Raw genomic sequence first — 14,272 nt, 5'->3', positions numbered from 1 at the left:
TCGGTGTTCGACGGCGCATGGCAGCGCGCGTATGCGCACGTCCTGCATGAGAAGAGTCCGCTACGGTGGCGTTCCGGAGATGCAGCGTACGTAAACAAAATTCCGAAACCTATGCGCAATACCTGCACGCACACGGCGGCATTCCCCTGGGAAGCTAAGGCTTTTCCCAGGGTGAGTCGCTAAAAGGCCCGCCACATAAGGCGCCGAGGAGCGCCATGCGGTGTGCGAGGCACATCATTCGTGCGGTCTATAAGTGTTATATGCATGAGTTGATCGACGCTCGAAATTGGTCTTCCTAGACTCGCTTCGTTTTCCGCTCGATCAAACGAAGTCCTTAGGGAAGGCGGGAAACACAAGCGCCGCAGCGTCCAAATCCGCTCGGCCCATAAAAATCAGACTCTCGCCGGGACCACAGGAATGATTAACTGGAAATGGTGCGCGCCGCTGCTATGCGTCGCAGCGACGCCCGCGCTGGCGCAATCAAGCGTGACCTTGTATGGACGTATTGATACATCGATCGAGTACACGAATTTCGGCCCCAACCACGTAGTGCGGATGGGCAGCGGCGATATCTTCGCGACGCAATGGGGCTTGAAGGGCAGCGAAGATCTCGGCGGTGGCTACCGCGCGATCTTCAAGCTTGAAAACGGCTTTAGTTCGGCCAACGGCACGCTCGGCAACAACGGCGCGCTGTTCGGGCGCGAAGCGTGGGTCGGACTGTCCGGGCCATTCGGCGCCATGCAGGCGGGCGTCAACTATACGATCCTGCATACCTCGTTCGTGACGTACAGTCTGCCTGGAGACGGCGCCGGGCTTGCGTGGGGCAACGCGGCGAATAACTTTGTCGGACCCGCATTCCTGCGCGTGAACAACTCCGTGAGGTACACGTCGCCGCGTTTCGGCGGGTTCCTGCTCCGGGCGATCGCCGCGCGCGGTGCAAATGGTGCGCAGAATGTGCCGTCGACGCTCGGAGACACCTATGGGGCGTCGCTCAACTACCTGAACGGCAATCTGTCGATCGACGCCGACTACATGCAGCAGACCTTCAGCCCGGCTAGTGCGGCGACGCTGAACGCGAACAGTCCGACGGCTGCCGGCAATTACGCGCTCGGCGGCGTGTCGTACGACTTCGGCTTCTTCAAACCGGCATTCATCTACATGCGCCATCGCGGTGGACCGGACGTCGCGGCCGGCGTGAATGCCACCAGTTCGAATCCGCACAGCGATCTGTTTGAACTTGACGCAACCGTGCCGGTGGGGCGGTCGCAGGTTCTGCTGAGTTACGGCCATTATCGGAAGGTCGCCGACAGTGGAGGCAATGCGGATTCGTTTGGCGTGCGCTACGACTATCCTCTGTCGAAGCGCACGGTGCTCTACACGGGCGCGGCCATGATCCGCAACGGCGCACATGCGACGTTCACGGTCAACGGCGCGGCGGGCGGCGGGGTAGCCGTGGCCAAGCCGGGCGCTACCGCGAGTTCGGTGGTTGCAGGCATCATGACGGCGTTCTAGGCGAAGCATCCGCTTCCGCTTCAAACGCCGAATGTGACGCGGCTAGTCGCTGTGCAAGCCTTCCGGGTTGAGATTGAGCGGCGCGCCGAGCCAACTGTCGAATGGCTCGGCGGTGCCGATCCTGAAGAGTTCCATCAATAACCCGCGTAGCCAGCGGTGGCCGGGGTCGGCATCGAAACGCCGATGCCAGTACGCGTTGACGGGCCACGTGCCTGCATCGTCGATCTCGAAGACGGCGGACTCGCCGAGCGCGGAGAAGGCACGCGCCACGGTACGCGGCAGAATCAGCGCGTAATCGCAGCGGCTAAGGATCGCCGGCACGACCATGAAGTTCGGCACGGCGATCCGCACGCGCGCCGTCAGGTGATAACGTTCGAGCAATTCGGTCGATTGCGGGTGTGACGTGACCGCGATGAAATGCAGCCCTGAGGGTACATTCGCGCCCAATGTGTAGTGTTCATCCAGTTCGAGTCGCTGTGCCACGCGCCGCGCCATCAGCAGTACGTACCGTTCATGGAGGAGTTCACTGTGGTAAAAGTGGCTTGATGCGTGCGGGAAATGCCCAAGGGCAAAGTCGATGCGGCCGGATTCGAGCGCCACGTTGAACTGGCTGTCCTCAATGTGATGGGTTTCGACCATCACGTCCGGCGCACGGGCGCTGAGTTCGCGCATTAGCGTCGGCAGAAATGCGCTTTCTGCAAAGTCGCTCATATGCAGGCGAAACACGCGTCGCGAGGTGGCTGCGCAGAATTGCGCGCCTTCATCGAGCATGTCCTGGAGGATGCGCAGGACGCGGTCGATCGAGCCCGCCAGGCGCTGCGCACGCGGCGTTGCTTCGACACCGCCGGGTGTGCGCACGAACAGCGCGTCACGAAACACAAGCCGCAGGCGGCTCAACGCATGGCTGACGGACGGCTGCGTCACACCCAGGCGTAACGCCGCGCGCCCGACGTTCTTCTCGACGTGTACCGCGTGAAACGCTTTCAGCAGGTTGAGGTCGAGATCCTGCACGCGCGGCGCGTCGCCGGCATCCATGAAGGCTCGTAGGTCGTGCGCAGGCGGCGTGACGTCAGAGGGGGCAGGGGGATTGGTTGGCATGAGGTCGTTAGGCGTTTTGCGAACACCGGGTCAGTTGCACATCCGGCGCTTCGCGGTTGCCGATGGCAGACAGCCGAAGCGTCGCGCATAAGCCTTCGCGAAATGCCCAAAGCTGTTCACGCCATGTTCAATAAGGATGTCGGTCACCGATCGTTCCGGCCCGGCCTGGAGTGCGCGATGGACTGCCTCGAGCCGTCGTTCGCGGACATAGCCACCCGGCGACGTATTGAGAAACTGGCTGAAGCCGTTTTGCAGCGTGCGCGCCGATACGCCGGCTGCACGCGCCAGCGTGTCCATGCGGAGCGATTCGTCGAGGTGCGCGTGGATATAGTCGCGCGCGCGGCGCACGTGGGCCGGCAGCGGCGCGGAGGATTCTTTCGCAAGCGCCGCGCTGTATGAGTGAGGAAGCTGGCTGAGCAGCACCGTCATCAGCCACTGCGTGAGATCCCGGCCAAAAATCCGTTCATGTGCCGGCGTGTCGAACTGGTCGCAGAGATCGCACAGGTAACGCAGCGTCGAAAAAAAGACCGTCGTGCCGGTATGTGCGCCGTCCACCGCGAGGTCGAACACCAGCGGCTGTCTGACGCTGTCGTTGAGCATCTCGGCGAGCTTGACTTCAAGTGCCTGCCGGTCGATACGCAGCAGCAGGTTGCGGCATTCGCGATCTGTGACGATGCGGCTCACACGCGCAGGCGACGACACGCTCAGACCACCCGCGCGCAACGAGACGCGCTCGCTGCCGGATTCCAGCGCGCATTGACCGCTTAGCGTGGTGCGAAACAGATAGTGATCCCCAATATCGCCCGCGTCGATGTGCGTTTCGCTGCCGTAGTGGAGTTCCAGAAGCGTCGCCTGATAGAGGGCGACACGGTACAACTCCGCGTTGAGCGGTCCGCGATCCGCGACTTCCATTCTGTGTGGGCACAGCACCTGCGACACCTCCCGTTCGATGTCCTCACGCGCGTGCGAAGCGATAAGCCGGTTACGGGTCTTGCGTGAAATCGCGATGTCCATTCGTGGCCTCGAGCCGTGCAGTAGGTAGCGCGCTCATGATGCGATGACCATATTGTTCGCGCAAGAACGGGGCGACCCGGATGGCGAATTGTTCATCGCGCGTCCTGGTGCGCAGCATCGAGTTGCCGGATTTGAATGCGGATTGCGCGGCGTGAAGCGTTTTTGTGCGGGTGGGCACGTACTCTGGCAGCCATCGAACAAGGAGAACTGTGATGAATGTCAGCGTACTGGGCGGCGGCCACGGCTGCTATGCGGCCGTGATCGACCTGTTGGAAAAGGGCCACCGGGTGACGTGGTGGCGACGCGACACGAGCGCCGCGGCGCGACTGCGCGAAATTGGCGCGTTGAATGTGAAGGATTTTCGGGGCGAACGGCGTGTGCCGCTTGGCGAGGCGCAGGGCGCAGTGCGCCTCGTCGACGACCTCGCTGAGGCGGTACAGGGCGCACGGTTAGTCGTTATCCCGTTGCCGTCCACAACGCACGAAGCGCTGGCGGCGCAACTCGCGCCATGCCTCGCGGACGATCAGGTCGTCTTCCTGCCGCCGGGCACGTTCGGCAGCTATGTGTTCGCGAAGGCGATGCACGAGGCCGGCAACACCAGCAAGGTGGCATTCGCCGAAACAGGCACGTTGCCGTATCTGGCTCGCAAGCACGGTGAAGACAACGTCGTGGTGAGCGCCTATGCAACCCGATTGCCGACCGGCGTGTTCCCCGCGCGGTTTTCCGGCTGGGCGTTCCCCGTGCTCCAGGATGGCTATCCGTCGGTCGAACCCATCGAGGATGCGCTGAGTGGCGCGTTGATGAACGCAGGGCCGGTGATTCACCCGCCGCTGATCATGATGAATGCGGGGCCGCTCGAACATTTCGACGCCTGGGACATTCACAACGAAGGCACCCAGCCTTCGATCCGCCGCGTGACGAGTGCGCTCGATGCCGAACGTATCGCGGTTCGCGAAGCGCTCGGCTACGGCGCGCCGCACTTTCCGCTCGCAGACCACTACGCCAGCGAGGGCGATGAGTGGATGTACGGTCGAGGCGCGCACGGCAAGCTGACCGACAGTGGCGACTGGCGCGAGGACATCGATCTGAAGACGCACCGCTACATGCTGGAGGACACGCGGCTCGGCCTGTCGTTTCTCGTCTCGGCTGGACGGTGGGCCGGCGTGCCGACACCCGTGGCCGAAGGCTTGCTGAATGTGGCGAGTGCGGTGTCGGAACGCGATCTGTATGGCGAAGGCCGTACGCTGGAGCAATTGGGCATCGCTTCGCTTTCGCGAGAAGCGATGACGGCCCTGCTTGAACGAGGCTTTGCGCAATGAGTGCGGCCGCTGCTATCCAGCATGTCCATATCCTTGGCGCGGGACGCATGGGCCAAGGCATCGCGCTTGCGTTCGCGTACGCGGGGTTGCACGTCACCCTGATCGATTTCAAGGATCGCGACGCAGTGGCCCGTATTGCATTCGCCGCGGCAGCGCGAGGCGACATCGCGCGGCAGTTGCAAACGCAGGTGAGCGTCGGCCGTATCACGGATCCGCAGGCGGCCGAGGCGATGGCTCGCATCGGCATCGTGGATCGCGAGCGAGCGCGCGCCGGGCTTGCTGCGGGCGAGATCGTCTTCGAAGCCGTGCCGGAAGTCATGGAGGCCAAGCAGACCGCATTCGCATGGTTGTGTGAACACGTGGGCGCTGAGGTGCTGATTGCGTCGACCACGTCCACTTTTCTCGTGACCGAACTGCAGCAGATCGTCGCTCATCCGCAGCGGGTGCTCAACGCGCACTGGCTCAACCCCGCCCATCTGATGCCGCTCGTCGAGGTGAGCCGCAGCGACGTGACGAGTGAGGCGGCCGTGCAGCGCGTTGTGGCGTTGCTGCGCAGGGTTGGCAAGGTACCGGTGGTGTGTGCGCCGTCTGCCGGTTACATCGTGCCGCGCATTCAGGCGCTCGCGATGAACGAAGCCGCGCGCATGGTCGAGGAGGGTGTCGCCAGCGCGGAAGATATCGACATCGCTATCCGTACGGGCTTCGGCCTGCGTTTCTCGGTTCTGGGTCTGCTGGAATTCATCGACTGGGGCGGTTGCGACATCTTGAACTATGCGTCGCACTATCTCGCACGCGCAATCGATCCGCGCTTTCTGCCGGCGAAAATCGTCAGCGACAACATGCGCGAAGGCCGTGACGGACTGCGCAATGGGCGCGGTTTCTACGATTATGCGGACGTTGATGTGCCCGCATATCGGGAAAAGCGGCTTGCTGAATTCGGACACGCGCTGGATAGAATGGGGCTTTTGCCAGCATTCAACGCTGCCATTTGAGGCTGAGGGGGCCAACGTGAATCAGGTGCGGAGCTTCGGGCGGCACCCGCCAACTGTGACGCAAGACCCCTCACGCAGCAGCCGCCTCCACCGCCTCCATCACCGACGCCGTCAGCAACACCGGAATCGACTTCGAAGTCGGCGTCCCCGCGCCATCGGCGATCGACGAGAGCGGCACCAGCGGATTCGTCTCCGGATAGTAAGCGCCGAGACACCCGCGCGGAATGTCGTACTCCACTAGCAGGAACCCAGCCGCGTGACGCTCGATCCCATCGGCCCACACGCTCGTGATATCCACGCGCTGGCCCGCAACGAAGCCGAGCATCGCGAGATCGTCCTTGTTGACGAACAGCACGCGCCGCTGTCCATACACGCCGCGATAACGGTCGTCGAGGCCGTAGATCGTCGTGTTGTACTGGTCGTGTGAACGTGTCGTCATCAAGGTCATCAACCGCTCGCCATGCTCTGCGCGTGCCTGATGAATCGGCGTGTCGATATCAATCGCATGCACCAGGAATTGCGCTTTGCCGCTCGGCGTTTTCCAGATGCGATCGCGCGAGGCGACGCCGAGGTGAAAACCGCCCGGGTGCTTCAGGCGCTCGTTGTAATCGTGGAAGCCATCGATCACTTTCGCGATGCCGTCGCGAATCAACGCGTAGTCGGCCGTCTGTGCGAGCCAGTCGACCTTGTCGCTGCCGAGCGTGGCGCGTGCCATCCGCGCGACGATCGCAATCTCGGACAAAAGATTTTCCGAGGCCGGCTTGTTCATGCCGTACGAGATGTGCACCATGCTCATCGAATCTTCGACGCTCACGCCTTGCGCCACACCATTCTGCAGATCGATCTCGGTGCGGCCGAGTGTCGGCAGAATCAGCGCGTCGCGGCCATGCACGAGATGGCTGCGGTTCAGCTTGGTCGTGATGTGCACGGTCAACTCGCACGAGCGCATCGCTTCCCACGTGCGCGGTGTGTCCGGCGTCGCGATCGAGAAGTTGCCGCCAAGCCCGATGAACACCTTCACCTTGCCGTCGAGCATCGCCTGGATCGTGTTGACGACGTCGAGGCCATGCTCGCGCGGCGGCTCGAAATCATAGACTTCGCCGAGCCGGTTGAGAAACTCCTGAGTCGGTCTTTCTTCGATGCCGACCGTGCGATCGCCCTGCACATTCGAGTGCCCGCGTACCGGGCACAAGCCCGCGCCGCGGCGGCCGATATTGCCGCGCATCATCATCAGGTTCGACAGGATCTGCACCGTCGGCACCGAGTTCTTGTGTTGCGTGAGACCCATGCCCCACGTCGAAATCACGGCGCGGCCCTTCACGTAGATGTCGGCGAGCTTCAGCACGTCTTCAAACGGCACACCCGATTCGGCGACGATCATGTCCCAGCTTTCGGCACGCAAATCGTCGGTGAACGCATCGAAACCGACCGTGTGTTCGGCGATGAATGCGACGTCGAGCACGCGTTCCAAACCTGAGGCCAACGCTTCGTCGTCGAGTTCGATCACGCGTTTGGCGACGCCCTTGATCAAGGCGAAATCGCCGCCGACTTTCGGCCGGATGAACACGGAGCTGATCTTCGTGCTACCCATCGTGATCATTTCCACCGGGTGCTGTGGGCTTGCAAAGCGCTCAAGGCCTCGCTCCTTCAGCGGATTGATCGACACGATGGTCGCGCCGCGCTTCGCGCACTCGCGTAGTTCGCCGAGCATGCGCGGATGGTTGGTGGCCGGATTCTGGCCGAAGATCAGGAGCGTATCGGCGTGTTCGAAGTCGTCGAGCGTGACCGTGCCCTTGCCGATGCCGACCGTATGCGGCAAGCCGCGGCTGGTCGCTTCGTGGCACATGTTCGAGCAATCGGGAAAATTGTTGGTGCCGTACATGCGCACAAACAACTGATACAGGAACGCGGCTTCGTTGCTGGCGCGGCCCGAGGTATAGAAGGCGGCGCTGTCGGGATTGTCGAGCCGCAGCAGGTGATCCGCGATCAGGTCGAAGGCTTCGTCCCAGCCGATCGGCACGTAACGGTCGCGCACAGCGTCGTAGACGAGCGGATCGGTCAGGCGGCCGTGTTGTTCCAACTCGAAATCCGACTGCGCCATCAGTTCTTCGACCGTATGTTGCTCGAAGAACGCCGGCGTCACGCGCTTGCTGGTCGCCTCGGCGGCCACGGCCTTGACGCCGTTTTCGCAGAACTCGAAGGTGGACGCATGTTCGCGATCCGGCCACGCGCAACCCGGGCAGTCGAACCCGTCCGGCTGATTCTGTTTGAGCAGCATGCGGTAGTCGCCGCCCGTCACCTTTTCCTTGAGCAGGTTGAGGGCGACGTATTTGAGCGCGCCCCAACCGGCGGCGGGGTGCGTGTACGGTTCGATGCGAGCTTCGGGTTTCTTCATGATCTTGCCGCAGGATGTGGCTTGGACGAGGCTTTTATGCCGATGCGTGGAAGCCTACTGTGTTCCAAAAGCAGCGCAGCATACAGAAAATCGGAAAGCGGAGGAGTACAGTTGCAGGGATTTGTCATAGACTGACGTTCCCGCCCACGTGTTCGTTTGAGCCAGGTCCTTGAAACTGTACGAAAAACTCGCCGATGAAATGACCGAAGCCGTGCGCCGCGGCGTTTTCGCGGCGGGCGAGCGGATTCCGTCGGTGCGGCAGGCGAGCCAGCAGCACGGTGTCAGCATCAAGACCGTGTTGCACGCGTATGCGTTGCTGGAGAGCCGGGGGATTGTCGAGACCCGTCCGCAGTCGGGGTATTTCGTGCGTGACGCGGCGGCGACGGCCGCGACGTTCGACGAGCCGCGTCTAAGCCGCCAGCCTGCGCCCCAAACACCGCCAGTGGCCGCCGCGGTCGACGTAAGCCGCCTCGTGCTGTCGACCCTGCGCAGCATCCGCGCGCACGACGCCGTGCCGCTCGGCTCGCCTTATCCCGATCCGTCGCTGTTCCCGTGGCGGCGCATCAACCAGTACGCGAACGCGATTGCCCGGCGCCATGCGAGCTGGAACCTGATCGACGACTTGCCGCCCGGCAATCCCGAGCTGATCCGCCAGATCGCGCGGCGCTATGCCGAGAACGGCGTGCCCGTGGATCCCGACGAAATCATCATCACGCTCGGCGCGACCGAGGCGATCAACCTCAGCTTGCAGGCGGTCGCCAAACCGGGCGACACAGTCGCCGTCGAGTCGCCGACCTACTACGCGATGCTGCACGCCATCGAGCGTCTCGGCATGCGCGCCATCGAAGTGGCGACGCATCCGGTCCATGGCATCGATATCGAGGCGTTGGCCCAGGTCATCGCCAGACAGAAGATCGCCGCGTGCATGGTGATGCCGAACTTCCAGAATCCGCTCGGTTTCCAGATGCCGGACGCGCGCAAGCAGCAACTGGTCGAACTGCTCGCCGCGCACGAGATTCCTGCCATCGAGAACGATGTCTATCAGGAGCTGTACTTTGGCGAGGCGCGGCCATCGACCTTGAAGAACTACGACACCAGGGGGCTGGTGCTGCATTGCGCGTCGTTTTCGAAAAGCCTGACCGCGTCGTACCGGATCGGCTGGGCGATGCCGGGGCGCTACCGCGCGCAGGTCGAGAAGCTGAAGTTTCTCAACACGCTGACCACGCCCTCGGTGCCGCAAGTCGCCGTCGCCGATTACCTCCGGCAGGATGGCTACGACCGGCATCTGCGCCACGTGCGCAAGCTCTACCGCCAGCAGGCGAGCATCATGACGGCGATGGTGCAGCGGTTTTTCCCGGCGGGCACGCGCATGTCGACGCCGCAAGGCGGTTACGTGCTGTGGGTGGAGTTGCCTGAACGTGTCGATTCGATGCGGCTCTATGAGGCGGCGCTCGCGCGCAGCATCACGATCGGGCCGGGCATGATGTTTTCGATGCGCGACGACTTTCGCCACTTCATCCGGCTTAATTACAGCTATCCGTGGACGGCGCAGACCGAGGCGGCATTGAAGACGCTGGGCGAACTAGTGGCGCACATGGCTTGATGGCGCCTGGCAGGGCATGGGAAAAGCGAGGAGACATTCACAATGGAAGACGACGAACTCGATCCGGTACTGGTCGCCATCCTGACGCAGTTGTGGCGCGCGTGTCAGGAAACGCCTGGCGGCGCGTGGTCGCTCGCCAAACTTTCCAGGCAGGCGGATGTGCCGATGAGCGGCTTGCGGCGACAGTTGACGGCACTCGTCGACGGCGGTCTGGTGGACACCACGTTCAACGAGGAAGGCACGGGCACGGCGCGCTTGAGCGAGACCGGCCAGGCTTTGTGCGCGGACTTGTTCGGCGAGGGCGACGCGCCTGACGAAGAGCCGGCAGACCCGCCGCCCCAGGTTCATTGAGTTGCAAATGCGCGTAGCAGATGAATCCGGCGCGAGGAAGACGGCTGCGCCTTCAGCATCCGGATGCGGTGCGCGCCTGCCGTACCACGTTGCCGATGTACTCCTTCGAAGATATCGATCACGGTTCCTGGGCACCAAAATACCGGATTCGTTATGGGCGGGATAACGAATAATAATTTTTCCGCTGAAATTGACCTTCGAATATGGCCCTCTATGCTGGAGCCGTGCCCGGGCGTGTCCCGAGCGAGCGCTGTGGCAGGCACCTCACCTTGAAACCATCTTCGGAGAATTCATGAAAACAAAGTTGGCGCGAGCGCTGCATCACTCATTGCGCATCAAAACCGTCCGGACTGCTCTCGCCGCAGTACTCGGCGCGACTCTGGCGTTCAGCGCCGCGACCGCAGCCGCAGCGACCGCGCAGCCGCTCGGTATCGCCTTCGTCTACCTCGGTAATCCGGGCGATGCCGGTTGGACCTACGCGCACGAGCAGGGTGTGAAAGAGGTTGAGGCGAAATTCGGTGACAAGATCAAGGTGACACGCGTCGAGAACGTGCCGGAGTCGGCCGATTCGGAGCGCGTGTTTCGCGATCTGGCGTCCAAGGGCAACAAGATCGTGGTTGGTTCGAGCTTCGGTTTCCAGGATTTCGAGCTGAAAGTCGCCAAGGACTTCCCGGACGCCGTGTTCGAACATGCGACCGGCTACAAGAAGGCCGCCAACTTCGCCACCTATGACGTGCGCACGTACCAGAGCGCCTACCTGGCCGGTCTGGTCGCCGGTTATACGACGAAGTCCAACACGCTCGGCTTTGTCGGCTCGGTGCCGGTGCCGGAGGTGGTGCGCAACATCAACGCGTTCACGATGGGCGCGCGCTCGGTCAACCCGAATGCGCGGGTGAAGGTCGTGTGGATCAACAGCTGGTTCGACCCGGGCCGCGAAAAGCAGGCCGCCGAGACGCTGATCGGCCAGGGCGCTGACGTGCTGATCCAGAACACCGATTCGACTGCGACCATGCAGACGGCCGAACAGAAAAAAGTGCATGCGTTCGGCTGGGATTCCGACATGAAGAAGTTCGGACCGAATGCACAGTTGGGCGCATGCGTGAGCAACTGGGGCGTGTATTACACGCATCTGGTGCAGCAGGTGATGTCGGGTACCTGGAACAATTCGCCGGTATGGTGGGGGCTGAAAGAGAAGGCGATCGATCTGGCCAACATCAACACGGACGCGGTGTCGCCGGTGGCGCAAAAGGCGTTGAACCAGAAGCGTGACGACATCATCTCGGGCAAGTTCAACCCGTTTGCCGGTCCGATCGCGGATCAGTCCGGCGTGGTGAAGGTTGCTGCCGGCAAGTCGTTGAGCGATGCGGAACTACTGCGTTTGAACTGGTTCGTGCAGGGCGTGGACGGTTCGCTGCCGAAGTAACGAATTGATTGGTTTGCCTAACTATTATTCAAGGAGATTGCACGTGAGCCTTACCGTCCCGACCGGTGCCGATGCTGCTGGAGTGGCGGCGACCTATCCGCCGCAGGGTTTAACGCCGACGCACGAGCAGATTGTGCGGCATCTACGGCATTCGAGCCGGGTGGCCGAGCGGGCGACATTGCTGGGGCACCACCCGTTCGGCGCCGTGCTGGTCGGCCCGGATCAGGAGACCGTGTTGATGGAGCAGGGCAACGTCGACACGGTGAATCATGCCGAGTCGGTGCTGGCTCGCGTGGCGGCGTTGAATTTCACGCCGGAGTATTTGTGGAGTTGTACGTTGTACACGTCAGTCGAGCCCTGCTGCATGTGTGCCGGCACGATGTATTGGGCCAACATCGGCCGCGTCGTGTTTGGCATGACTGAGAAGCGCTTGCTGGAGGCGACCGGCGATCATGCCGAGAATCCGACCATGAGCGTGGACTGCCGCTATGTGTTCGACCATTGCCAGAAACCCGTTGAGGTGATCGGTCCGGTGGTCGAGGTGGAGGGCGAGGTGATGGCGGTTCAGCGGAGATTCTGGAGCGGAAGGTAGCGCTTTATCTCCGCATCACTGACGTCTCTTCGCCTGCGGCGTGCAAAGCATGAAAAGTAAAGTCCAACACCGCAGGCAAACACAAAACCCCCAATCTCACCGTGCCGGGCCGGCCTCCACTGGCGCGAGCATGGCGAGGCCACAGAACCAGTCGCCGCCGTGCGGCTTATATTTCCACTGACTGTTGTTCTGCTTGATCACAGTGGAGCACTGGTCATTCACAACGATCCCGGGATTCGCGGCGGTGCATTGAAGCATCGCCGTTTCGATTTGTTGTAGCGCGGGCATCACGGCCTTACGTTGAGTGTCCGGTTTGGCCGGCGCATCTGGCGTTTCCATCTGCATGCTTTCGATCAGCCGTTGCAGTTCTTCGATCCGCGTCGTATACCACGTCCCCAGGCATGCCTCATCGCGGCAATTCGCTTCCCGCCACGCCCACTTGCTGTCGCTATCGGTGAGGAAGGCGCGACGGTTAATGACGCGCCGCCGTGCTTTCCAGTACAGTTGTCCCAGTGTGTCATCGAGCTTCGAGAGCGCGGGGTCGTTGCAGATCATCCGTTCGGTGAGCGAGCGTCCCCGATGGCAGTCGAAGCTGGTAGCGTGAGCGGGTAGATGCGTGAGCATCAGTGCGGCGACAAGGATGGGGCGAAAAATTTTCATGGTGGTCCCGCCAGTGCAAGGGTTTTTCATGCAATGGATGATCGGCCGAGTTGCCGGAACGCAGACGCCCGAAAACAGCGTGAGTTCGGCTGGGTGATTACCAAATCTTGCTTTGTGCGAGGCGGCACTGGAATGGGTAGGGCAAGCCCGTAGGCATTTGCCGGGCGGTTTCAGGCATGTGCATTGCAGGTGCGGATGAGTAGGCACCCTGGCCGCGACACCGCTTGAGGCGACGGGCCTGGCCCGACGCATTCCCACGTGCATGCAGATGGGCACACATGCGGGCCATAGCGGCAGGCACGCAAACGCGGGACGTAAAAACGGGAGAAAAAAATGAAACAGCACCTCGTTCGATGTATGTACGTGGCGGTCGGCTTGCTGTCACTGCCAGCAGTGGCTTCTGCGCAATCGCAGGCTTACACGAACAGCACGGTCAATGTGCGTGCCGGGCCTGCTTCGGATTACCCGGTCGTGACGCAGTTGCCAGGTGGCGTGCCGGTTAGCGTGATGGGTTGCATCAGCAATTACGAATGGTGTGACGTCGCTGCTCCGAATCTGCGCGGTTGGGTCTATGCGGGGCGGCTCAGCTATCCCTATCAGGGCAGCAATGTGCCGGTGATGAACTACGGCACGGTGATCGGGCTGCCGATCGTGACGTTCTCGATCGGCGCCTACTGGGGCAATTATTATCGGGGCCGGCCGTGGTACGGCCAGCAATCGCGCTGGGCGCATCATCCGCCCCCGCGACCGCCGAGACCCGGTGCCGGACGGCCACCAGGGGGCCGTCCGCCGGGGAATGTGGGTGGGCGTCCGCCACCGGGTAACGCAGGTGGACGACCGCCAGGAGGTCAACCGGGTAACGCGGGAGGACGCCCACCAGGAGGTCAGCCAGGGAACGCGGGAGGACGACCGCCAGGAGGTCAACCGGGTAATGCAGGAGGACGCCCACCAGGAGGACAGCCAGGGAGCGCGGGTGGCCGTCCGCCAGGTGGCCAGCCGCCGGGTAACGCTGGAGGCAGGCCACCGGGTGGTAATGGCAATGCAGGAGGCCGCCCGCCGGGTGGCAATGGTGGTGGCCGCCCGCAAGGTGGCGGTGGCAGACCCCCGGGTGGCGGAAAAGACGGCGGTGGAGGCGGAGGTAACCGGCCACCGGATCAGCGTGGCTAATCCGCATAACGGCACCGGTGGCGAGGGGGCAGGGGCAGGATAAGGCACCTCGACTCGCCAGAGCCTGCGCCTGATTCGGGTTTCGCAGCGCCGCGAGGCGCGTGCGGAACCCGCCTGACGCGCCCGCTCTAGCTTCGTCGCCGTCC

The 14,272-nt window shown here is 62.6% G+C and carries 12 protein-coding genes and 1 pseudogene; 9 read left to right on the top strand and 4 right to left on the bottom strand.

Annotation, left to right across the window (positions count from 1 at the left end; all coding sequences use genetic code 11):
• Window positions 1–417 precede the first annotated feature (417 nt).
• Entirely contained in the window at window positions 418–1,512 is a 1,095-nt protein-coding gene (locus tag PQR40_RS04415) for a porin (protein ID WP_408227415.1), read from the top strand.
• Between the two features lie 42 nt (window positions 1,513–1,554).
• Here PQR40_RS04415 and PQR40_RS04410 read toward each other — a convergent pair whose 3' ends face one another.
• Together PQR40_RS04410 and PQR40_RS04405 are read right to left on the bottom strand one after the other, a co-directional pair.
• A complete protein-coding gene (locus tag PQR40_RS04410; protein ID WP_408227412.1) occupies window positions 1,555–2,610 on the bottom strand; it encodes a LysR family transcriptional regulator in 1,056 nt (351 codons plus the stop codon).
• Between the two features lie 30 nt (window positions 2,611–2,640).
• Complete coding sequence (locus PQR40_RS04405) at window positions 2,641–3,624, bottom strand: AraC family transcriptional regulator (RefSeq protein ID WP_408227409.1); 984 nt, start codon at window positions 3,622–3,624, stop codon at window positions 2,641–2,643.
• A gap of 212 nt (window positions 3,625–3,836) precedes the next feature.
• Here PQR40_RS04405 and PQR40_RS04400 point away from each other — a divergent pair, with 212 nt between their 5' ends.
• On the top strand, window positions 3,837–4,943 hold the full coding sequence (locus PQR40_RS04400; protein ID WP_408227406.1) for an NAD/NADP-dependent octopine/nopaline dehydrogenase family protein: 1,107 nt from the start codon (window positions 3,837–3,839) through the stop codon (window positions 4,941–4,943).
• The gene (locus PQR40_RS04395) at window positions 4,940–5,935 is read left to right on the top strand and encodes a 3-hydroxybutyryl-CoA dehydrogenase (RefSeq protein WP_408227403.1); all 996 of its coding nucleotides are present in this window, start codon (window positions 4,940–4,942) and stop codon (window positions 5,933–5,935) included. The genes PQR40_RS04400 and PQR40_RS04395 overlap by 4 nt, the downstream gene beginning before the upstream one ends.
• Before the next feature lie 70 nt (window positions 5,936–6,005).
• Here PQR40_RS04395 and PQR40_RS04390 read toward each other — a convergent pair whose 3' ends face one another.
• Window positions 6,006–8,330: an FdhF/YdeP family oxidoreductase gene (locus tag PQR40_RS04390; protein WP_408508491.1), complete on the bottom strand. Its 2,325-nt coding sequence runs from the start codon at window positions 8,328–8,330 to the stop codon at window positions 6,006–6,008.
• Window positions 8,331–8,499: 169 nt separating this feature from the next.
• On the opposite strand from PQR40_RS04390, the gene PQR40_RS04385 reads away from it, so the two are divergent.
• From PQR40_RS04385 to PQR40_RS04370, 4 genes are all read left to right on the top strand, one after another.
• On the top strand, window positions 8,500–9,933 hold the full coding sequence (locus tag PQR40_RS04385; RefSeq protein WP_408333407.1) for an aminotransferase-like domain-containing protein: 1,434 nt from the start codon (window positions 8,500–8,502) through the stop codon (window positions 9,931–9,933).
• A 42-nt stretch (window positions 9,934–9,975) separates the two neighbouring features.
• Complete coding sequence (locus PQR40_RS04380) at window positions 9,976–10,284, top strand: winged helix-turn-helix domain-containing protein (RefSeq protein ID WP_408391781.1); 309 nt, start codon at window positions 9,976–9,978, stop codon at window positions 10,282–10,284.
• A gap of 292 nt (window positions 10,285–10,576) precedes the next feature.
• Window positions 10,577–11,707 carry a BMP family ABC transporter substrate-binding protein gene (locus PQR40_RS04375; protein ID WP_408391784.1) on the top strand — a complete coding sequence of 377 codons (1,131 nt, stop codon included), beginning with the start codon at window positions 10,577–10,579 and terminating at the stop codon, window positions 11,705–11,707.
• A gap of 43 nt (window positions 11,708–11,750) precedes the next feature.
• Window positions 11,751–12,299 (top strand): nucleoside deaminase, encoded by a 549-nt coding sequence (locus PQR40_RS04370; RefSeq protein WP_408391787.1) that lies wholly within the window; start codon window positions 11,751–11,753, stop codon window positions 12,297–12,299.
• Between the two features lie 96 nt (window positions 12,300–12,395).
• Here the strand turns inward: PQR40_RS04370 and PQR40_RS04365 are convergent, their stop codons facing one another.
• Window positions 12,396–12,959: a lysozyme inhibitor LprI family protein gene (locus tag PQR40_RS04365; protein WP_408391822.1), complete on the bottom strand. Its 564-nt coding sequence runs from the start codon at window positions 12,957–12,959 to the stop codon at window positions 12,396–12,398.
• A gap of 333 nt (window positions 12,960–13,292) precedes the next feature.
• On the opposite strand from PQR40_RS04365, the pseudogene PQR40_RS04360 reads away from it, so the two are divergent.
• Window positions 13,293–13,535 (top strand): annotated as a pseudogene (locus tag PQR40_RS04360) (SH3 domain-containing protein); the annotation flags it as partial.
• Window positions 13,536–13,788: 253 nt separating this feature from the next.
• A complete protein-coding gene (locus PQR40_RS04355) occupies window positions 13,789–14,169 on the top strand; it encodes a hypothetical protein (RefSeq protein WP_408508568.1) in 381 nt (126 codons plus the stop codon).
• Window positions 14,170–14,272 lie beyond the last annotated feature (103 nt).

This window comes from Paraburkholderia sediminicola (assembly GCF_046026855.1).
GTDB classification, from domain to species: domain Bacteria; phylum Pseudomonadota; class Gammaproteobacteria; order Burkholderiales; family Burkholderiaceae; genus Paraburkholderia; species Paraburkholderia sediminicola_A.
This window is presented reverse-complemented; position numbering and strand designations above follow the sequence as displayed.